At 70.5% G+C, this 19,694-nt stretch carries 16 protein-coding genes; 9 read left to right on the top strand and 7 right to left on the bottom strand.

From position 1 onward, the window contains the following. Window positions 1-65: 65 nt before the first annotated feature. Window positions 66-1,142 (top strand): TauD/TfdA family dioxygenase, encoded by a 1,077-nt coding sequence (locus tag VQH23_RS20265; protein WP_338662477.1) that lies wholly within the window; start codon window positions 66-68, stop codon window positions 1,140-1,142. A 539-nt stretch (window positions 1,143-1,681) separates the two neighbouring features. Beyond that, window positions 1,682-3,025, top strand: coding sequence for an RtcB family protein (locus VQH23_RS20260; RefSeq protein WP_338662476.1), 1,344 nt, complete (start codon window positions 1,682-1,684; stop codon window positions 3,023-3,025). A gap of 65 nt (window positions 3,026-3,090) precedes the next feature. Here VQH23_RS20260 and VQH23_RS20255 read toward each other — a convergent pair whose 3' ends face one another. Next, window positions 3,091-4,053 carry a tripartite tricarboxylate transporter substrate binding protein gene (locus VQH23_RS20255; protein WP_338662475.1) on the bottom strand — a complete coding sequence of 321 codons (963 nt, stop codon included), beginning with the start codon at window positions 4,051-4,053 and terminating at the stop codon, window positions 3,091-3,093. 233 nt (window positions 4,054-4,286) lie between these two features. Between VQH23_RS20255 and VQH23_RS20250 the strand changes: the two genes are divergently transcribed. Continuing rightward, window positions 4,287-6,422, top strand: a complete 2,136-nt coding sequence (locus VQH23_RS20250) for a TonB-dependent siderophore receptor (protein WP_338662474.1) — start codon at window positions 4,287-4,289, stop codon at window positions 6,420-6,422. Between the two features lie 337 nt (window positions 6,423-6,759). Further along, on the top strand, window positions 6,760-7,410 hold the full coding sequence (locus VQH23_RS20245) for a hypothetical protein (RefSeq protein WP_338662473.1): 651 nt from the start codon (window positions 6,760-6,762) through the stop codon (window positions 7,408-7,410). A gap of 182 nt (window positions 7,411-7,592) precedes the next feature. On the opposite strand, the gene VQH23_RS20240 is transcribed toward VQH23_RS20245, so the two are convergent. Next, entirely contained in the window at window positions 7,593-9,080 is a 1,488-nt protein-coding gene (locus VQH23_RS20240; RefSeq protein ID WP_338662472.1) for an ATP-binding protein, read from the bottom strand. An 82-nt stretch (window positions 9,081-9,162) separates the two neighbouring features. Between VQH23_RS20240 and VQH23_RS20235 the strand changes: the two genes are divergently transcribed. From VQH23_RS20235 to VQH23_RS20225, 3 genes are all read left to right on the top strand, one after another. Further along, window positions 9,163-10,641, top strand: coding sequence for an amidohydrolase family protein (locus VQH23_RS20235; RefSeq protein ID WP_338662471.1), 1,479 nt, complete (start codon window positions 9,163-9,165; stop codon window positions 10,639-10,641). A gap of 201 nt (window positions 10,642-10,842) precedes the next feature. Then, window positions 10,843-11,853 carry an alpha/beta hydrolase gene (locus tag VQH23_RS20230; RefSeq protein WP_338662470.1) on the top strand — a complete coding sequence of 337 codons (1,011 nt, stop codon included), beginning with the start codon at window positions 10,843-10,845 and terminating at the stop codon, window positions 11,851-11,853. A gap of 106 nt (window positions 11,854-11,959) precedes the next feature. Then, window positions 11,960-12,700 carry an SDR family oxidoreductase gene (locus VQH23_RS20225; RefSeq protein ID WP_338662469.1) on the top strand — a complete coding sequence of 247 codons (741 nt, stop codon included), beginning with the start codon at window positions 11,960-11,962 and terminating at the stop codon, window positions 12,698-12,700. Between the two features lie 18 nt (window positions 12,701-12,718). On the opposite strand, the gene VQH23_RS20220 is transcribed toward VQH23_RS20225, so the two are convergent. Beyond that, complete coding sequence (locus tag VQH23_RS20220) at window positions 12,719-13,717, bottom strand: polyprenyl synthetase family protein (protein WP_338666133.1); 999 nt, start codon at window positions 13,715-13,717, stop codon at window positions 12,719-12,721. A 152-nt stretch (window positions 13,718-13,869) separates the two neighbouring features. Between VQH23_RS20220 and VQH23_RS20215 the strand changes: the two genes are divergently transcribed. Both VQH23_RS20215 and VQH23_RS20210 read left to right on the top strand, forming a co-directional pair. Continuing rightward, window positions 13,870-14,085: a DUF2007 domain-containing protein gene (locus VQH23_RS20215; RefSeq protein ID WP_338662468.1), complete on the top strand. Its 216-nt coding sequence runs from the start codon at window positions 13,870-13,872 to the stop codon at window positions 14,083-14,085. After that, the gene (locus VQH23_RS20210; protein WP_338662467.1) at window positions 14,073-14,843 is read left to right on the top strand and encodes a methyltransferase; all 771 of its coding nucleotides are present in this window, start codon (window positions 14,073-14,075) and stop codon (window positions 14,841-14,843) included. The genes VQH23_RS20215 and VQH23_RS20210 overlap by 13 nt, the downstream gene beginning before the upstream one ends. Here VQH23_RS20210 and VQH23_RS20205 read toward each other — a convergent pair. The 4 genes from VQH23_RS20205 to VQH23_RS20190 form a co-directional block, all read right to left on the bottom strand. After that, complete coding sequence (locus tag VQH23_RS20205; RefSeq protein ID WP_338662466.1) at window positions 14,840-15,115, bottom strand: hypothetical protein; 276 nt, start codon at window positions 15,113-15,115, stop codon at window positions 14,840-14,842. The two genes, VQH23_RS20210 and VQH23_RS20205, sit on opposite strands and share 4 nt — an antisense overlap. Window positions 15,116-15,278: 163 nt before the next feature. Beyond that, window positions 15,279-16,346, bottom strand: a complete 1,068-nt coding sequence (locus tag VQH23_RS20200) for a ribonucleotide-diphosphate reductase subunit beta (protein ID WP_338662465.1) — start codon at window positions 16,344-16,346, stop codon at window positions 15,279-15,281. A 150-nt stretch (window positions 16,347-16,496) separates the two neighbouring features. Continuing rightward, window positions 16,497-18,350, bottom strand: coding sequence for a ribonucleoside-diphosphate reductase subunit alpha (locus VQH23_RS20195; protein ID WP_338662464.1), 1,854 nt, complete (start codon window positions 18,348-18,350; stop codon window positions 16,497-16,499). Between the two features lie 279 nt (window positions 18,351-18,629). After that, complete coding sequence (locus VQH23_RS20190; protein ID WP_338662463.1) at window positions 18,630-19,643, bottom strand: amino acid ABC transporter substrate-binding protein; 1,014 nt, start codon at window positions 19,641-19,643, stop codon at window positions 18,630-18,632. Window positions 19,644-19,694: the final 51 nt, after the last annotated feature.

Raw genomic sequence — 19,694 nt, 5'->3', positions numbered from 1 at the left:
GTCGATGCAGCGATCATGCCAGGATCGGTTTGACCCGCCAGGGGCCGCCGCGCGAGGGTCCGCCTATGCAGCCCGAACACCTTCTTCCCATTGGCGGCCGCGCCGCCTGGACCGGCGCGGAGCTGACGCGCGACGAGAGCTGGGTCTTTCGGCTGGACGAGGCCGCGGTGGCGGAGATCGACGCGGCCCTGGCCGGCGTCCGCGCGCGCGGCCTGCCCTTGTCGCGCATCTGCGCCGCGGACTTCCCCCTGCCCGGCCTGCGGAGGACCCTGGCTGCCGTTTCTGAGGAGCTGGAGAACGGGCGCGGCCTGGTCCGCATCGCCGGCCTGACGCCCGGGCGCTACACGGCGGAGGAGCTGAACGCGGTGTTCTGGGGCCTGTGTGCCCATCTCGGCACGCAGCTGCCGCAGAACACGGAAGGCGAGATCCTGGCCGAGGTGAAGGATGAGACCGGAACCGGCGCGGCGGTGACAGGGGCGGACGCGGGCGGCGCCGTGCCCTCCGCCCGCGCGCGGTCGCGCTCCACCGGCCCGCTGCGCTTCCACACCGACAAGTGCGACCTGCTCTGCCTGCTCTGCGCCTCCAACGGCATCGCGGGCGGGGAGAGCCGGATTGTGTCCACCATCGCGCTGCACGACGCGATGGCGGAGCGGCGGCCGGACCTGCTGCGCGTGCTCTACGAGCCCTTCCACCGCATGCGCCCGGCCGACGAGGAGGGTGACGACGTGTCCGACCGCGTCTTCACCATGCCCGTCTTCTCGCGCGGGCCGACCGGCGCCTTCACCAGCCAGTACTCCCGCACCTACGTGGAGATGGCGCATGCCGAGCCCGGCGTGCCGCCGCTGCGGCCGGAACAGGTTGAGGCGATGGACATGCTGGCCGCGCTCGCGGACGAACTCTGCCTCCAGATCCCCTTCGAGCCCGGCCAGATCCAGCTGATGAACCAGCACGTCACTTACCACGGCCGCACGGCCTACGCGGACGACGCGGCGCACGGTGCGTCGCGCGTGCTGCTGCGGATCTGGCTTGCGGCGCCGAACAGCCGGGCCCTGCCCGCGGGGCACGCCGTGCAGTGGGGCAGCACGGCGCCGGGCGCGATCCGGGGCGGGGCGATGCCCGGGCGCTCCGCTCTGGCGGCGTGACGGCGCTTCACCCTTCGCCAACTTCCGCTTGACATGCTTCGGCCGGGCACGCGATACGCCCGGCCCCGAAACGGCGTGAACCGCCGCCCGCGTTCACCGCACCACAGGGAAGGAGGAGGTTGGCATGGATCGATACGACGCACCGAACGCCCACCGGCCCTTCCCAGGCTATCCGGTCCGGAGCGCGGCCATCCTGCCGATGCTGCCCGAACGGCGCTGCACCTCTCTCCCCTCTCCGGCGCGCCCGGGACCGGGGTCCGCCGCCGGGTGACGCGCCCGGCACCGCCCTGAGGGGCGGTTCCGGCCCCTCTCCCGCTCCGCCCGCCGGATCACCCATCCGCGGACGGCATCGTGACAGTCAACCCATCCTTCCCGCGCGTCGGTGCCGCCCTTCGGCCTGCCGTCGCGCATCCCCTTCCCGCCCCGCACGCTTGCGCGGGGCGGGACCGGTTCCGCGCGGGCACGTCGTGCCTGCCGGGCCGTCTGGGCAGAACGGCGCGCGGGGCCCGGCCGCGCATCCCGACGTGGAGAACCTTCCGATGAGACAGCCCGACTCCCTGGAGATCCGCTGCCGCGAGCTCGCGCTCGCCGCCGGCATCGACCCCGACTCCCGTATTCCCAAGCCCGGCGAGGAGCTCGATGGGCGCGGCATGCCGGCCTGGTGCGGCTTCCGCGACGCCGCGCGCGCCGAGCGCACCGCCGCCCAGGTCGCGAGCGTTGCCGTGGGCGCGCAGGAGCCCGCCTGGCGCGACGCGCCGCTCACCGTGTTCGGCGCGCATGACGAGGGCACGATCGGGCAGATGCGCAACTGCCTCGCCGTCGGGCGCCCCGTGGCGGGCGTGATCTGCGCGGACGGACATCTCGGCTACGCGCAGCCCGTGGGCGGCGTCATCGCCTATGAGGGGCAGGTGAGCATCTCCGGGGTCGGCTTCGACATCGGCTGCGGCAACATGGCCGTCCGGCTGGACCTGCCTTTCGAGGAGGTGCGGGACCGCGTCCCGGAGGTGCTGGCGGACATCCGCCGCCACGTGTCCTTCGGCGTCGGCCGCGCCAACGCGGAGCGCGTGGAGCACCCGCTGCTCGACGACGACGACGCGTGGCGCGCCTCCGGCATGAGCGACTACCGCCAGAAGGCGGCGGCGCAGCTCGGCACGGTGGGGTCCGGCAACCACTACGTGGACCTGTTCCGTGACGAGGCGGACCTCGTCTGGATCGGCGTCCACTTCGGCAGCCGCGGGCTGGGGCACAGCAGCGCCACGCGCTACCTGAAGGCGGCGGGGGGCAAGGACGGCATGCACGTCCCGCCGGCGGTGGTGGAGGAGGACAGCCCGCTCGGCCAGGACTACCTGGCCGCGATGGAGCTGGCCGGGCGCTACGCCTATGCCGGGCGCGAGTGGGTGGTGGAGAGGGTGCGCGGGATTCTCGGCGGGGCCGTGACGCACAGCGTGCACAACCACCACAACTACGCCTGGAAGGAGTGCCATGGCGGGCGCGACCTGTGGGTGGTGCGCAAGGGCGCGACGCCGGCCTTCCCGGGCCAGCAGGGCTTCGTCGGCGGCTCCATGGCGGACGCCGCCGTGATCCTGGAGGGGGTGGAGAGCCAGGCCTCGGCCGCGGCGCTCTACTCCACCGTCCACGGGGCGGGCCGCACCGTCGGCCGCCGCGAGGCGAAGCGCCGCTTCGTCCGCGCGGAGATGGAGTCCTGGCTGAAGCGGGAGGGCGTGACGCTCTCGGGCGGAGACCTGGACGAGAGCCCGATGGCCTATCGCCGCCTGGACCAGGTGGTGGCGGAGCACGCGGGCACGGTGCGCGTGCTGCACCGGCTGCGCCCCTTCGCCGTGGCGATGGCCGGCGCGGACGAGTTCGATCCCTTCAAGGACTGAGTGAAGGAGGATCGAGCGAAAGGGGAACAGCGATAGGGCGGGGGGGGGGCGCGGGCCCCCTCCCCTCAATCCGGCTGGATCCGCGCCTCCCGCACCACGCGGGTCCACTCGTCCAGCTCGCGCACCACGCGGGCCTGGATTTCCACGGGCTGCATCACCCGGATGATCGCGCCCTGCTCTTCCGCCCGGCGGCGGAACTCGGGGGTGGCCACCACGGCGTTGCAGGCCTCGGTCAGGCGCCGCAGCGTGGCGTCCGGCGTGCCCGCCGGGGCAAACACGGCGAACCAGCCGATCACCTCGAGGTCCGGCAGGCCCTGCTCCGCCAGGGTGGGCACGTCCGGCAGCGCGGGGTGGCGCTGCGGCGCCGTGATGGCGATCGCCTTCAGCCGGCCCTCCCGCACGAAAGGCATCAGCGGCGGCGGCGTGGTGATCATCATCTGCACGCGCCCCGCCACGAGGTCCTGCGTGGCCGGGCCGGTGCCGCGGTAGGAGACGTGGGTCATCTGCGTTCCTGTCCGCAGCTTCAGCAGCTCCGTGCCGAGGTGCTGGAGGGATCCGTTGCCGGAGGAGGCGTAGTTCAGCTCCCCCGGACGGGCCTTCGCGTAGGCGATCAGCTCCCCCATGTTGGCGGCCGGAACGGAGGGGTGCAGGAACACCACCTGCGGCGCGTCCAGCAGCAGGGACACCGGCGCGAAGTCCCGCCGCACGTCGTAGCCGATGTTCGGGACGAGCGCTGGCGAACCGACATGGTAGCCGGAGTACTGCACCAGCAGGCGCGTGCCGTCCGGCCGGGCACGCGCCACGTCCTGCGTGCCGAGGGCGCCGTTGGCGCCGCCCTTGTTCTCCACCACCACGGGCTGGCCGAGCTGGCGGGACAGCGGCTCAGCCAGCAGGCGGGCGGCGAAGTCCGTGGTGCCGGCCGGGGCCGTGGGCACGACGAGGGTGATGGCGTTGGACTGGGCGGCGGCGCCGCGGGCGCCTGCTGCGGCCCCGAGCGCCGCGAGGGCGGCCCGTCTGGACAAGGGCATGGCTCGTTCTCTCCTGGACTTGTCCGGTCAGCATAAACGGGGCTGGCACGGGGGCGAGCGTTGCCGAAATGCCGCACCCTCCGGATGACACGAACATTACGCTGAAGAGCGATTGCGAGGCGTTCTCACGTCACATAAATGAGAGACTTGCCGCGACTGACCTTCTGCAACCGGCATCGGAGACCGCCATGCGCCCCGCCCCTTCCCGTCCCGCTCGCCTGTTGGCCGGGCTGATGAGCGCCACTGCGCTCACAGCTGTCGGCGTCACGGCCGCCCGCGCCCAGGAAGCCGGGGAGACCGTTTCCGTTCCGCTGGTGGACGTGGCCGGAAGTGCTGAGCGGGCGCTGGACCCGGTGCGCGGCTTCGTGGCGCGGCAGGAGATCAGCGGCACCAAGACCGACACGCCACTGATCGAGAACCCGCAATCCGTTTCCGTGGTGCCGCGTGACCAGATCGACGCGCGCCAGGCCCAGACCCTCGGCGAGGCGTTGCGCTATACCGCCGGCGTGCGGGTGGAGAACTACGGTACGGACAGCCGCACGGATTGGTTCCAGATCCGCGGTTTCAACGCTCAGGACAACGGCATCTTCCTGAACGGACTCCGCTACAACACCGGCTTTGCCGGCAACGTGTACGAGACCTACGGGCTGGAGCGCTACGAGATCCTGCGCGGCCCCACTTCCGTCCTCTACGGGCAGATCGCACCGGGCGGGCTGGTGAACATGGTCTCCCGTCGCCCGACGGACACGGCGCAGGGCGAGGTACGTCTGACGGCCGGCAGCTACGGCCGCGCCCAGGCGCAGGCGACGAGCAGCGGGCCGCTGACGGCCGACGGCGTTTGGTCCTACAGCCTCACAGCGCTCGGCCGTAAGAGCGAGACGACCGTGGACCACACGCGGGACGACCGCGCCTTCATCGCCCCCGCCCTGACCTTCCGGCCGGACGCGAACACCTCGCTGACGGTGCTGGGCTACTACCAGCAGGACAGCACGAATGGGAACCAATTCCTGCCTTTCAACGGCACGGGGCGGCCCACTGCCTTCGGCCGTATCAGCCGCGACCGCTTCACCGGTGAGCCCGACTTCGACAAGTACGCGCGCACGCAACTCGGCATCGGCTACGAGTTCAGCCATCGCTTTAACAACGTGTTCTCCTTCCAGCAGAACGCGCGCTACTCCCACACCGACATTGCCTGGAACCAGGTCTATGGCGGCGGGCTGGCCGCCGATCAGCGCACGCTGAACCGCATTGCCTATCGCGCCGATATCGGCGTCTCCACCTTCCAGGTGGACAACCAATTGCGCGCCGACTTCACCACCGGCCCGCTGACGCACACCGTCCTCGGCGGCTTCGATTATAACTATGTCGCCTATCGCAACGGACAGGCCTTCGCGAGCGACCCGAGCTTCGGGTTAGATCTCTTCGCCCCGGTCTACGGCGCCTTTCCCATCCCGAACCTTTCCTCCCGCTTCAGCGACATCCGGCAGAACACGAGCCAGTACGGCCTCTACCTGCAGGACCAGATCCGCTGGGGCCAGCTGGTGCTGCTGGGCGGCATCCGGCAGGATTTCGCCTATGCGGACACGCGCAGCCGCCTGAACGAGAGCAACAGCTACCAGTACGACGGCAAGTTCACCTGGCGCGTCGGCGCGATCTACCTCTTCGAGAACGGCCTCGCGCCCTACGTCTCCTACGCGCGGTCCTTCCAACCGCAGATCGGCACCACCGTCACCGGCGCCACCTACGATCCGCTTGAGGGCGAGCAGTACGAGGCGGGCATCAAATTCCAGCCGAACGGGATGCGCAGCTTCATCCAGGCCAGCGCCTTCCAGCTGACTCAGGAGAACACGCTCACGGCCGATCCGAGCAGCCAGTTCAACCAAGTCTCGGTTGGCAAGATCCGCGTGCGCGGGCTGGAGCTCGAGGCGGTGGCGGAGCTGGGCAACGGCATCACCCTCACCGGATCCTACACCTATCTCGACCCGGAGATTACCCGCACCACGGTGGCGGCCGAGGACGGCAACCGCCCGAACGGCGTGCCGCGCCACACGGCCGGGCTCTACGGCGAGTACACCTTCGTCAACGCCGCCGGGCCGCTCTCCGGCCTCACGCTCGGCGCGGGCGTGCGCTACCTCGGCAACACGACGAGCGCGAACAGCAACTACTTCGTGGTGCCCTCCACCACCCTGTTCGACGCCACGGTGCGCTACGACCTCGAGAAGGCCTCCCCGCGCCTGCGCGGCCTGACACTTGCGGTGAACGCGAGCAACCTCGGCGACACGCGCTACGTCAGCCGCTGCTCGACGAACGACTCCTGCTTCTATGGCAACCGGCTGAACGTGCTGGGGAGCGTCTCGTACCGCTGGTAGCAGCGGCGCCGGCCCCGGGGAGGTGCCCTCCCGGGGCTGGAGGCTGTCGTTGACGGAGCTTCCTTCCGGATCGGGAGCACGGTTGCGACAACTTGCCGTAATCCCATCCCGTGAACGCGGGCGGGGAGGAGCGGTTGTTTGCCGCGCCCGGTCAAGCGCTTTCGCCCGAGGCGGCCGGACAGCAGCGACCGGGAAGCGGGGTGGGCCAGTCAGGCCGCTACGGTGCGGGCGATCCTGCGGCGGGCTGGACGGTGACGGAAACACTCAAGGCGCGTCACAGACATGTCAGAGATCAGGTGCCTCGACCTGTCATTGCGCCAATGACATTGTTCCTCGCATGACCCTGAACGACGTCCTGGCCCTTCTGGCCGACCCCGAAAAGCTGATGCGGCGGTGCTACCTCCATATTCACGGCGGGAGCGGTGCCGCGCCCGCGAATGGGCAAGCTGCCCTCGCCACCTTCAAGGTGGAGTTCGGGCATCAGACCGCCATGGGCTTCACCACCGGCCTCAGTGGCCTGCTAGGCCTGAAAAAAGACCGGCCCTTCGTGAAATTCATCAAGCAGCCCGGCCCCGCACAGAACCCCGTACCGGCCGACTGCTTCAATGCCTACTACATCCCCATGGTGCAGACGGCCGATGTTGCGGCCGGAAGCAGCCACTACACTCTGCCGATTGCGGCGGGGAGTCTGATGATCACCTCCAAGCTGTCTGGCTGCACGGTTGGCATAGGATCGGACGCGAACGGCGCTGTGCTGGTCAGTCATGTCCAGCCAAACGCCAATGCCGCGGGCGGATCGGCGGCGCTGTCCACTGCGGTGCAGACCGGCATGCATGCGATGCAGGGCGAGTTCCGCCGGAACTCTGAATACACGGGCTTCGCTGCCGTCATGGGGCGCTGCGACGGGAATCGCTGGCGGTTCTATCTCCAGGCAAGCGTGCCGGGCCAGACCAGCAACTATTCCATCACCGATCTTCGGACGATCTGACGCAGGGCAGCGATCCCTCATGTGATCCCGCCAAGGATCGGTAACCGCTGCTCGGATCGGAGCGGCCACGGGTCATGAGGGCCGGGATCGGAGCGAGCGGGGTCGTGGGGAGGTTGAGCCTGCCCTCCCCGCGCGCTCCTGCGATCGATAACCCCCCTCCGGTGGACCTGCTCGCGATCGCCCTAGGCCGCACCCGGGTCTCCCGGTGCCGTTTCCCAGGCCAGCCCGACGAGCGCGACGATCCGCCGCCCCCCGGCCGCGGGCTTCTGCACGATCAGGCCCTGCTCCTCGATCCAGGTCAGCAGCCGCCGCGCCCGGCCCGCCGAGCGGCTTCCGTAGGCGCGGGCGATCGCGGCGTCCGACGGGCAGGGCAGCCCCTGCCGGGCGGCGTGGGCCAGCAGCAGGAAGACGCCTTGGGTGTCCTCCGGCAGCGTGTCCGCGCGGGCGGCGGCCTCGGGCCAGCCGGGATCGTTCGCGGCCTCCGGCGGCACCCCGGCGCGGGCCACGGCGAGCATGCGGCGGAAGGCCGGCAGTTCCGGCGGCTTGCCGCCCACGGCGTGGATGCGCAGCCGCACCAGCAGGTCCTGGTAGAGCACGCCGATCGGGCGGAAGGCCGCGTCCTCCTCCGCCAGCATCTCGTGCAGGATGGCGCGGGTGCGGGTCTCGCGCTCCGCGGCCTCCTCCGGGCTCGGCTCCGGCTCTAGCGCGCGGGCGGCGGCGGCCGGGCGCGTGCCGGAGGCCTGGGCGAGCTGCGCCAGGATGTCCTGGGGCGGCGCCGGGGGCGGGCGGCGCTCCCGGCGCGGGGTGGCGGCCGGCTCGGTCGCGGCCAGGATCAGCTCCCGCGCCTCCTCCGGCGCCGTCTGCGGCAGGGGAGTGAGCGAGGGACCGGAGCCGCGGCTCTCCGTCTCCACCGCCCCGACGCGGATGGCCAGCGGGCGGCGGGCGATGGCCGGGCCGAGGCCGATGAAGTGGCCGCGCTGCAGGTCGCGGAACTGCTCGGCCTGGCGGCGCTCCATGCCCAGGAGATCGGCGGCGCGGGCCATGTCGATGTCGAGGAAGGTGCGGCCCATGAGGAAGTTGGACGCCTCGGCCGCCACGTTCTTCGCCAGCTTCGCCAGGCGCTGGGTGGCGATGATCCCGGCCAGGCCGCGCTTGCGTCCCCGGCACATCAGATCCGTCATGGCCGACAGGGCGGCGCGGCGCGCGTCATCCGATACGTCGCCGCCGGCGGCGGGGGCGAAGAGCTGGGCCTCGTCCACCACCACCAGCATCGGGGTCCAGTGGTCCCGCTCCGCGTCGAACAACCCGTTCAGGAAGGCGGCGGAGTGGCGAAGCTGCTTGTCCACCTCCAGCCCTTCGAGGTTCAGCACCACGGAGACGCGGTGGCGGCGCACACGGTCGCCCGCGGCGGCCATGGCCTCCTCCGCATGGGCGGCGGCATCGATGACGAGGTGGCCGAATTTCTCGGCGAGCGAGGTGAAGTCGCCCTCCGGGTCGATCACGGCCTGCTGCACCCAGGGGGCGGACTGCTCCATCAGCCGGCGCAGGAGGTGGGACTTGCCGCTGCCCGAATTGCCCTGGACCAGCAGGCGGGTGGCGAGAAGCTCCTCCAGGTCGAGCGTGCCCGCGGCGCCGTTCGTGGTGCGCCCCATGTCGATGGAGATGGTCATGGGGGGGATATAGCGGATCGCCAGGGCTCGGGTAGGCGGATTGGGGTAGGCAGCGCGGCGCGGCCCTTGCAGGGTGCAGCGCATGGAACGCCTGCTGATCACGGGGGCCCGGGTGCTGGCACCCGATGCCCTCTCCGCCCCTTTCGCCGAGATCCTGCTTGAGGGGGACCGGATCGCCGCCATCCTGCCGCCCGGCACCGCGGTGGAGGATGCTGCCCGGCACGATGCCGCCGGGCGGCTCGTCATGCCCGGCCTGGTCAACGGGCACACCCACGGCCATGGCGGGCTCTCCAAGGGCATGGGCGACAAGTGGGACCTGGCGCTGCTGCTGACCCATGCCCCCTGGATCGGCGGGCATCGCGGGCTGGAGGACAAGCGGCTCGCCACCGCCCTCACCGCGGTGGAGATGCTGCGGAAGGGCTGCACCGCCGGCTACGACCTGCCCTTCGAGTTCCCCGGCCCCACGGTGGAGGGGCTGCAGGTCATGGCCGAGGCCTACGAGGCCGTGGGCCTGCGCGCCGTGCTCGCCCCGATGGTGGCGGACCTCACCTTCTTCCAGGCGACCCCAGGGCTGATCGGGGCCCTGCCGGAGGAGCACCGGGCGCGCGCCGCAGGAATGAGCATGGCGCGGCCGGACGACATCCTGGCCGCCATCCACGCGGCTGCCCGGTCCTGGCGCAGCACAACGGTGCGGCTGGGCGTGGCGCCGACCATCCCCCTGCACTGCTCCGACGACTTCATGACGGGCTGCCGCGACCTGGCGGCCGAGCACGGGATGCCGATGCAGACCCATGTGGCCGAGGCCCGCTATCAGGCGGGCGGCGGAGAGATCCGCTACGGCTCCACCCTGCTGGCGCACATGGACGGGCTGGGGCTGGTGAACGAGCGCTTCAGCGTGGCCCATGGCGTCTGGCTCACCGATGTGGACCTGGAGCTGCTGGCGCGGCGGGGGGCGGGGCTCTCTCACAACCCCGGCTCCAACATGCGCCTGGCCTCCGGCATCGCGCCCGCGCGGGCCGCGATCCGGGCTGGGGTCACGGTGGGATTGGGAACGGACGGCTCCGGCTCCTCCGACAACCAGAATATGTTCGAGGCCATGCGCCTCGCCGCCTTCGCCTCCCGCCTCTGGGAGAACGCGACGGAGGAGGACTGGCTGGGCACTGCGGAGACCGTGCGGCTGGCGACGGAGGGCTCCGCCAGACTGCTGGGGCTGGATGCGGGCGTGATTGCGCCGGGGAAGCTGGCCGACCTTCTCTTCCTTGACCTTGCCCACATCAACTGGGCGCCCTTCAACAATGCTGCGAACCAGCTCGTCTTCACGGAGGACGGCGCGGCGCTGCGCGAGGTGATGGTCGGCGGGGACTGGAAGCTGCGGGACGGGCGGGTGCTCGGCGTCGACGAGGCGAAGCTGGCGCGGGACGCGCAGGAGGCGGCGGACCGCCTGGCCGGGCTGAACAGGGGCACGCGGGACTGGTGCGAGGCGCTGGCGCCGCACGTCGCCTGCCACTGCCGCGCCCTGGCCGGGCGGTTCACCGGCGCGCGCCGGCTGCTGGCGGAGTGAGGCGGCGGCTGGCGGAGTGAGGCGGCGGCTGGCCGGCCCGGGAATGGCTGCGCCCCTTGTAACCCGGCGTGACCGAGGCGTGCGAAGTGCAGCGGGAGCGGCGCCGGACCCGGCAAGCCCTTTATGACCGGAAGTTCATCATCTACCTCGCCCCACGCGGCCCGGCGCTCCCGGCCGGCCGACGACCGAGATGAGGACCCGATGAACCGTTCCGCGATCCTGGCCCTGGCCCTGGCCGCCGGACTTGCCGTGGTCCAGCCCTTCGGGGCCGTGGCCCAAACAACCTACGGCGCGCAGCTCGAAGGCTTCGCCTACCCGCACCCGCAGCAGCGGTTCGAGTTCACCTCGCAGGGGCAGGCGATGTCCATGTCGTACATGGACGTGGCCCCCACGGGCGCGGCGAACGGGCGCACGGTCGTCCTGATCCACGGCAAGAACTTCTGCGGCGCCACCTGGGAGGAGACGATCACGGTCCTCGCGCGGGAGGGCTACCGCGTGATCGTGCCGGACCAGATCGGCTTCTGCGCCTCCACCAAGCCGCGGGGCTACCAGTTCTCCTTCTCGCAGCTCGCGGACAACACCCGGCAGCTGCTGCGGGCCCGCGGCATCGGGCGCGCCACGGTCATCGGCCATTCCATGGGCGGCATGCTGGCCGCGCGCTTCGCGCTGAACCACCCGGAGCTGGTGGAGCGGCTGGTAATGGTGAACCCGCTGGGCCTGGAGGACTGGCAGGCGGCCGGCGTGCCCTACGCGACGATCGACGCGCTGTACCAGGGCGAGCTGCGGACGACCGCCGAGAGCATCAAGGCCTACCAGCTCCGCTTCTACTACAACGGCCGCTGGGAGCCGCGCTACGACCGCTGGGTGGAGATGCAGGCCGGGATGTATGCCGGGCCGGGGCGCGAGATCGTGGCCTGGAACCAGGCGCAGACCGCCGAGATGCTGTTCGGCCAGCCCGTGGTGCATGAATTCGGCCGCCTCCGCGTGCCGACCGTGCTGATGATCGGCGGCACCGACCGCACCGCGCCCGGCGCGAACCGGGCCGCGCCGGAGATCGCGCGCACCCTCGGCCACTACGCGGAGCTGGGCCGCCGGAGCGCCGCCGCGATCCCCGGCTCGCGCCTCGTCGAGTTCCCGGATCTCGGCCACTCGCCGCAGGTCGAGGCGCCGCAGCGTTTCCACGCCGAGCTCGTCAAGGCGCTGGCGAACTAGGCTCCCGCCGGCCCGGGCGGCTGCGCCGGCCAGTGGCCGCGCGGCCTTGCCACGGGCCGGCGCGGGACGCAGGCTCCGCCCCTGAACCGGATCAGGGGGGAAGCACATGGCGGAACGCTACGCGGTCGTCACCGGCGCGGGCCAGGGAATCGGGCGTGCCGCGGCGCAGGCGCTGCTGGCGGAGGGATGGACGGTGGTCGTACTCGGCCGCCGCCCGCAGCCGCTAGAGGAGACGATCGCCGGCCAGGCGAAGGGCAGCGCCATCACCTGCGACGTGGGAGACCACGTGCAAGTGGAGGACGCCTTCGCCGAGGTGAAGTCCCGTTTCGGGCGGCTGGACCTGCTATTCAACAATGCCGGCCGCGGCGCCCCCGCGGTGGACTTCGACGAGCTGCCGCTGGAGGACTGGCGCGGCGTTGTGGCGGCCAACCTGGACGGCACCTTCTTCTGCGCCCGGGCCGCCTACCGCATCATGAAGAACCAGTCGCCCAAGGGCGGGCGGATCATCAACAACGGCTCCATCAGCGCCCACGCCCCGCGCCCTGGCGCCGCTGCCTACACCGCCACGAAGCACGCGGTGACCGGGTTGACGAAGCAGATCGCGCTGGACGGCCGCAAGCACGACATCACCGCGAGCCAGATCGACATCGGCAACGCCGCCACGCCGATGACGGAGCGGATGACGAAGGGTGTGATGCAGCCGGACGGGTCCATGATGGTGGAGCCGCGCATGGACGTGGCGCATGTCGGGCGCACCGTCGCCCACATGGCCTCCATGCCGCTGGACGCGAACATCCCCTTCCTGACCATCATGGCCACGAAGATGCCCTGGCTCGGCCGGGGCTGAGGTTTGCCGCCCGCGCGCCTAGCGCGCGCGGGCGATGCAGAACTCCACGATGCCCGCGAGCGCCCGGCGCTCCGGGCCGTCCGGGAAGACGGACAGGGAGTCCAGCGCCCGCGCGCCATACTCCCGCGCGCGGCGGATGGTGGCCTCCAGCGTGCCGCGGGACCCCATCAGCTCGATCGCCCTCTCCAGGTCCCCCTCCGCCTGGTCCCGCTCCTCCAGGACGCGCCGCCAGAAGACCTTCTCCTCGTCGCCCGCCGCGTTGAAGGCGAGCAGCACGGGAAGGGTGATCTTGCCCTCCCGGAAGTCGTCGCCGACCGTCTTGCCGAGGGCGGCCTGGCTAGCGGAATAGTCCAGCGCGTCGTCCACGAGCTGGAAGGCGATGCCGAGGCTGCGGCCGTACTCGCGTAGCGCCTCCGCCTCCGCCTGCGGCCGGTCGGCCACGACCGCGCCCACCTCGGTGGCGGCGGCAAAGAGGGCGGCGGTCTTGCCCTCGATCACCTGGAGGTACTGCTCCTCCGTTGTGGCCGTGTCGTTCTGCGTGACGAGCTGGAGGACCTCGCCCTCCGCGATCGTGGCCGAGGCGGTGGCGAGGATATCCAGCACCCGCAACGAGCCGTCGGCCACCATGATCTGGAAGGCGCGGGCGAAGAGAAAGTCGCCCACCAGCACGCTCGGCTTGTTGCCGAACACGGCGTTGGCGCTGGGCGCGCCGCGGCGCAGCGCGCTCTCGTCCACCACGTCGTCGTGCAGCAGGGTGGCGGTGTGGATGAACTCCACGCAGGCGGCGAGCGCCACGTGCCGGTCGCCGCGGTGGCCACAGAGCCGCGCGCTGGCGAGCGTGAGCAGCGGCCGGATACGCTTGCCCCCGGCGGCCACCAGATGCGCGGCGAGCTGCGGAATTAGGGCCACCGGGCTCTGCATCCGCTCCACGATCAGGCGGTTGCAGGCCTCCAGGTCCGGCCGCACCAGGTCGGTCAGCGCCTCCAGGGCCAGTTCGGGATCGCGCTCGGAGGTCACGCTGGAGGTGACGGGCGCGGTAAGGACGCTCACGCGGGCATTGACCTGTCCATAGGGGGCGGCACCATACCGATGGGGCACGGGGGCAGCAACGGGCGCGCCCTCAAGAGAGGGTGGCCCCTCCCCGCCCCTTTCCAAGAGGTTCAGTCCCCATGATCCGCGTGCTGCTGGCCGAATCCGATCCGGTGCGCCTGGGGTTCCTACAGGCCCTGCTGCGCGACGGCGGGCTGCGCCCCCTGTTGCTGGACAGCCATGTCAGCGCGGTGGAGGGGCGGATCAGCGCCTTCCCCCAGCGCCTGGCGGTGCCGGAGGAGCAGGCGCGGGCCGCGGAGGCGCTGCTGCGCGAGGCCGGCGAGTGGAGGGACTGACGCCTTCCGCCGCGGGCCCGGTCCACGCGCTGCTCGGCGGCCGCGTGCGGCTGCAGCAGCCGGCGGAGGGGCTGCGGGCGGGAATGGACGCGGTCATGCTCGCTGCCTCCGTGGAGATGCGGCCGGGTGGCGTCGTGCTGGATGCCGGCTGCGGGCCGGGCGGGGTCTTCCTCTGCGTGCTGGCCCGCATCCCCGGCGCCCGGGCGGTGGCGGTGGAGCGCGACCCCGTCCTCGCTGCCCTGGCGCGGGAGAACGCGGCGCTGAACGGGTGGGCAGATCGGGTGGAGGTGGTGGAGGCGGACGTGTCCGACCCCGCGCTCCGGGCCCGCCTGCCGCGCGCGGACGCGGCGGTGAGCAATCCCCCCTACTGGCCCGGCGGCTCGGTGCCACCGGTGGCGATCCGGGCCGGCGCCACCCATGCGGGCGGGGTAGGGCTTCGAGACTGGGCGGCGCTGCTCGGCGCATCCCTCGCGCGGGGCGGGCGGGCCACGATCGTCCTGCCCGCCGGGCGGCTGGAGGACGGGATCGGCGCGCTGCGCGGCGCCGGACTGGGCGGGACGGAGATCCTGCCCCTCTGGCCTCGATCCGGAGACGCGGCCGGGCGGGTGCTGCTTCGGGCGCGGCGCGCCCCCCGCGCCCCCGCCACTCTGCTGCCTGGGCTGGTCCTGCATGAGGGCGCGGGCTGGACGCCGGAGGCGGAGGCGGTGCTGCGCGGGGGCGCCCTGGGATGGAGCCCCGGCGGGAAGTTGGCCCCCTAGACGTCCTTCTCCGGGTGGCGGAGCAGCCAGAGGCGCTCATGCGCGGCCACCAGGCTTTCCATGTTCTTGCGACGGTTCGCGTCCGGCGAGACGGTTCGGCGGCGGATCATCATCTCGAGGATGCGGAGCATCTCCTCTGCCACTTCGTAGTCGCCCTGGTCGCAGGCGTGGTGGAAGGCGATGAGGATCTTGTCGGTCAGGCGGCGGGTATGCCGAGGGGCCGACGGGGCCCGCCCCGCCGGCTTTGGTCCTTCAGGCTCGTCCGCAGCCATGCCCGTTACAGCCTCCCAGTCCACAGGCCGGCGCCCACACCGGGCAGCCGAATCCCATGAGAGATGAGTTAGCATAGCCGCCCGGTGCAGGATCGAAAACGGGCGGGAGGCGCGAAAGCCCGCGGCCGGCGAAGGATGCCCTCCGCCGGTGGCGCGCCCTCCCTCAGTGCCGGGACGGCTCGCCGAACGCGATCTCGCCGCTGGGCTGGGGGGAGCCGTTGAAGGCGTGGTCCGCGAAGGCCTCCTCCCAGGTGCCCTGGGTCGAGGCGCGGGAGTACTCCGTCGCCCGGTTCTCGAAGAAGTTGGTGTGCTCCACGGCGTTCAGCATCTCGTCCAGCCAGGGCAGCGGGTTCTTCTCGATGTGGTAGAGCGGCTCGAGGCCGAGCTGCTGCAGGCGGCGGTCCGCGATGAAGCGGATGTAGGTCTTGGTCTCCTCCGCGTTCAGCCCTTCCACCGCGCCCATGCTGAAGGCGAGGTCGATGAAGGCGTCCTCGTGGTCCACGATGGTGGCGCAGATGAGATAGAGGTCGCGGCGCAGCTCCTCCGTCCAGATCTCCGGATTCTCCTGCACGAAGGTGCGGAAGAGGCGGATGACGGACAGGCAGTGCAGCGTCTCGTCGCGCACGGACCAGGAGACGATCTGGCCCATCCCCTTCATCTTGTTGTGGCGCGGGAAGTTCATGAGGATGGCGAAGGAGGCGAAGAGCTGCAGCCCCTCCGTGAAGGCCCCGAAGGCGGCGAGGGTCTTGGCGATCTCCGTCTTGTTCTCGACGGAGAAGTTCTGCATGTAGTCGTACTTGTCCTTCATCTCCTTGTACTTGAGGAAGGCCGAGTACTCGAGCTCCGGCATGCCGATGGTGTCGAGCAGGTGGCTATAGGCCGCGATGTGGATCGTCTCGATGTTTGAGAAGGCCGAGAGCATCATCAGCACCTCGGTCGGCTTAAAGACCTGGCTGTAATGCTTCATGTAGCAGTTGTTCACCTCGACATCCGCCTGGGTGAAGAAGCGGAAAATCTGGGTGAGCAGGTTGCGCTCGCCGGGCGTCAGGGTCTTCTGCCAGTCCTTCACGTCATCGGCCATCGGCACCTCTTCCGGCAGCCAGTGGACGCGCTGCTGGGTCAGCCACGCCTCGTAGGCCCAGGGGTAGCGGAAGGGCTTGTACACGGGGTTAGCCGTGAGGAGGTCGAACCGCACGGGCAGCTCGTCGCGGGTGATGGCGCCGTCGGGCATGGTGGGCTTCCTGATGGGCGATGGAGAACTGAAGGGGTTCCCGGCCGGGCTGGCCCCCCGCCGGAATGGCAGCAGCGTGGGACCGCCGGAGGCCGGCGGTCCAATCACGACTGGTTACGTCAGATCACGCGGGCCGACGAAGCCGAGGACTCACTGGCAGGCGAGGCATTCCTCGTAGTTCGTCGTCTCGGCCGGCGCGGCGGCCACCAGCGGCAGCGCTTCCACGTCGTTCACGGCGTAGCCGAGCTTCGGCTGCACGGCCACCTTTTCGCTGATCGTGTCCGCGCGCTGGATGGAGAGGGAGCGGCAGTAGTAGAGCGACTTCACGCCCTTCTTCCAGGCCGTGTAGTGGATCTGGTGCAGGTCCCGCTTGTGAATGTCGGCGGGCAGGAAGACGTTCAGCGACTGGCTCTGGCAGATATAGGGCGTGCGGTCCGCCGCGTGCTCCACCACCCAGCGCTGGTCCAGCTCGAAGGCCGTCTTGAACACGTCCTTCTCCTGCTGGGTCAGGAAGTCCAGGTGCTGCACGGAGCCCTTGGTGACCGTCACGGAGGTCCAGGTCTCCTCGTCGTCGCGCCCGTGCTTCGCCAGAACCTTCTGAAGGTAGGGGTTCCGCACGATGAAGGAGCCGGAGAGCGTCTTGTGGTTGTAGACGTTCGCCGCGATCGGCTCGATCCCCGGGGAGGCGCCGCCGCAGATGATGCTGATGCTGGCCGTCGGGGCGATGGCGATCTTGTTGGAGAACCGCTCCATGATGCCGTACTCGGCCGCGTCCGGGCAGGGCCCGCGCTCGGCGGCCAGCTCGCGGCTGGCGGCGTCGGCACCGGCGCGGATGTGCTTGAACATCCGGATGTTCCAGACCTTCGCCACCACGCTCTCGAACGGAACGTTCTGAGCCTGCAGGAATGAGTGGAAGCCCATAACGCCGAGGCCGACGGAGCGCTCGCGCATGGCGCTGTACTTCGCCTTCGCCATGCTGTCCGGCGCGCTCTCGATGAAGGACTGCAGCACGTTGTCGAGGAAGCGCATCACGTCCGGGATGAAGCGCGGCTCGTCCTTCCACTCAAACCAGGTCTCGCAGTTCAGGGAAGAGAGGCAGCACACGGCGGTGCGGTTGCGACCGTGGTGGTCGCGCCCGGTCGGCAGCGTGATCTCGGAGCAGAGGTTGGAGGTCTTCACCTCGAGCCCGGCAAGCTTGTGATGCTCCGGCATCGCCCGGTTCACGTGGTCCGAGTAGATGATGTAGGGCTCGCCCTGCTCCATCCGCGCCGTCAGCAGGCGGATCCAGAGGCCGCGGGCGGAGATCTTGCGGATCACCGCGCCGTCCTTCGGCGAGGTCAGCGCCCACTCCTCGTCGGCCTCCACCGCGCGCATGAAGGCGTCGGGGATGAGGATGCCGTGGTGGAGGTTCAGCGCCTTGCGGTTCGGGTCGCCGCCGGTCGGACGGCGGATGTCGATGAACTCCTCGATCTCCGGGTGGGAGATCGGCAGGTACACGGCGGCCGAGCCGCGGCGGAGCGAGCCCTGGGAGATGGCGAGCGTCAGGCTGTCCATCACCCGGATGAAGGGGATGATGCCGGAGGTCTTGCCGTTCTGCCCGACCTTCTCGCCGATCGAGCGCAGATTGCCCCAGTAGGAACCGATGCCGCCGCCCTTGGAGGCGAGCGCCACGTTCTCGTTCCACAGCCCCACGATGTCGTCGAGGCTGTCATCCGCCTCGTTTAGGAAGCAGGAGATGGGCAGGCCGCGCTTGGTGCCGCCGTTGGACAGCACCGGGGTGGCCGGCATGAACCAGAGCTTCGAGATGTAGTCGTAGATGCGCTGGGCATGCGCCGCGTCGTCACCATAGGCGCTGGCGACGCGGGCAAAGAGGTCCTGGTACGATTCGCCAGGCATCAGATAGCGATCGCTCAGCGTGTCCTTGCCAAACGCCGTCAGCAGGGCGTCGCGCGAACGATCGACCTGAACCTGGCCATGGCCCTCAAGCTGGATGGCATCAAACATCTCGAAACCCCTGAATTCCCCCGCGGCGGAGGATGCCTCTGGGACGCTACCCGCACAAGATATCGCGTGGCCCGGGGAGAACGAGCGCTATATGTGGTGAGTTGCCGTGGCGTTTTCGACACGGCCGGACAGGTTGCGCCGAACGACTCGCATCTTTTCAGCGAGTCGCACAGCGTTCCTCCGGCTGTCATCAAAGGAGAACATTTTTGTGAGGCTGAAGCCTCCCCGTGATCCCCGCAATCCACAGCCCCGCGCCATGCGCGGGGCTGAATGCAGGCCTCAGCGCAGCGGGGGCGCGTACTGCAGACCGCCCTTGGTCCAGAGGGCGTTGATGCCGCGCTGGATGCCGAGGGGCGTCATGTTGCGATCCCAGACCTCGGCGAAGTTGCCGACCTGCCGAACGATCTGCGCCGCCCAGTCGTTGCTCATGCCCATCCCCTGCCCGAGCTCGCCCGAGCGGCCGAGGAAGCGCTGGATGTCCGGGTTCGTGCTGTTCGCGAAGCTGCCGATGTTGCGGCTGTCGATGCCCAGCTCCTCCGCCGTCACCATGGCGAAGTGCGCCCAGCGGGCCATGTCGAAGAACCGCCAGTCGCCCTTGCGAACCGCGACGCCGAGCGGCTCCTTCGAGATGATGTCGGGCAGCACGACGAAGCGGGTGGCGTTCGCCCCGTGGCTGGCGCGGTAGGAGGCGAGGGCCGAGGCGTCGGTGGAGTAGCTATCGCAGCGGCCGGCAAGGAAGGCGGCGCGCAGCTCCTCGATGCTGTCCATCACCACGGGGGTGAAGCGCATGTTGTGGGTGCGGAAGTAGTCGGCCACGTTCAGCTCGTTCGTGGTGCCGGGCAGCAGGCAGATCGTCGCGCCGTCCAGCTGGCGGGCGCTGGTGATCCCGGAATCGGACTTCACCAGGAAGCCCTGGCCGTCGAAGACGTTGATGCTGGCAAAGGCCAGGCCCAGCGAGCCCTCGCGCGCCATGCTCCAGGTCGTCACGCGGGCGAGGACGTCGATCTCGCCGGATTGCAGCATGGTGAAGCGCTGCGCCGTGCTGGCCGGCACGAAGCGCACCTTGCGGGCATCCCCGAGCACGGCCACCGCGATGGCGCGGCAGGAATCCACGTCGATCCCGTGCCACTCGCCGCGGCTGTCCGGCGTGCCGAAGCCCGGCGAGTTCGGGGTGACGCCGCAGATTAGGGAGCCGCGCGCCCGAATGGCGGCCACGGTGTCCGGCGCGGGCTGGGCGAGCGCCGGCAGGGCGAGGAGCGCCGCCACCCCGGCGGCCAGGATTGTCTTGAGCATGGGCGTTTCCTCCATTCCCCGGTTTCGCCGGGCGGGCGCCCATTCTGTCCC

This window comes from Pararoseomonas sp. SCSIO 73927, from assembly GCF_037040815.1.
Lineage (GTDB): Bacteria > Pseudomonadota > Alphaproteobacteria > Acetobacterales > Acetobacteraceae > Roseomonas.
The sequence above is the reverse complement of the archived record's forward strand: the minus strand, read 5'-3'. Positions and strand labels throughout refer to the sequence as shown.

Excerpts from the sequence above, each read along its gene's own strand:
- VQH23_RS20265 (WP_338662477.1), top strand. The coding sequence starts at position 66 with ATGCAGCCCGAACACCTTCTTCCCATTGGCGGCCGCGCCGCCTGGACC.
- VQH23_RS20260 (WP_338662476.1), top strand. The coding sequence starts at position 1,682 with ATGAGACAGCCCGACTCCCTGGAGATCCGCTGCCGCGAGCTCGCGCTC.
- VQH23_RS20255 (WP_338662475.1), bottom strand. The coding sequence starts at position 4,053 with ATGCCCTTGTCCAGACGGGCCGCCCTCGCGGCGCTCGGGGCCGCAGCA.
- VQH23_RS20250 (WP_338662474.1), top strand. The coding sequence starts at position 4,287 with ATGAGCGCCACTGCGCTCACAGCTGTCGGCGTCACGGCCGCCCGCGCC.
- VQH23_RS20245 (WP_338662473.1), top strand. The coding sequence starts at position 6,760 with ATGACCCTGAACGACGTCCTGGCCCTTCTGGCCGACCCCGAAAAGCTG.
- VQH23_RS20240 (WP_338662472.1), bottom strand. The coding sequence starts at position 9,080 with ATGACCATCTCCATCGACATGGGGCGCACCACGAACGGCGCCGCGGGC.
- VQH23_RS20235 (WP_338662471.1), top strand. The coding sequence starts at position 9,163 with ATGGAACGCCTGCTGATCACGGGGGCCCGGGTGCTGGCACCCGATGCC.
- VQH23_RS20230 (WP_338662470.1), top strand. The coding sequence starts at position 10,843 with ATGAACCGTTCCGCGATCCTGGCCCTGGCCCTGGCCGCCGGACTTGCC.
- VQH23_RS20225 (WP_338662469.1), top strand. The coding sequence starts at position 11,960 with ATGGCGGAACGCTACGCGGTCGTCACCGGCGCGGGCCAGGGAATCGGG.
- VQH23_RS20215 (WP_338662468.1), top strand. The coding sequence starts at position 13,870 with ATGATCCGCGTGCTGCTGGCCGAATCCGATCCGGTGCGCCTGGGGTTC.
- VQH23_RS20205 (WP_338662466.1), bottom strand. The coding sequence starts at position 15,115 with ATGGCTGCGGACGAGCCTGAAGGACCAAAGCCGGCGGGGCGGGCCCCG.
- VQH23_RS20200 (WP_338662465.1), bottom strand. The coding sequence starts at position 16,346 with ATGCCCGACGGCGCCATCACCCGCGACGAGCTGCCCGTGCGGTTCGAC.
- VQH23_RS20195 (WP_338662464.1), bottom strand. The coding sequence starts at position 18,350 with ATGTTTGATGCCATCCAGCTTGAGGGCCATGGCCAGGTTCAGGTCGAT.
- VQH23_RS20190 (WP_338662463.1), bottom strand. The coding sequence starts at position 19,643 with ATGCTCAAGACAATCCTGGCCGCCGGGGTGGCGGCGCTCCTCGCCCTG.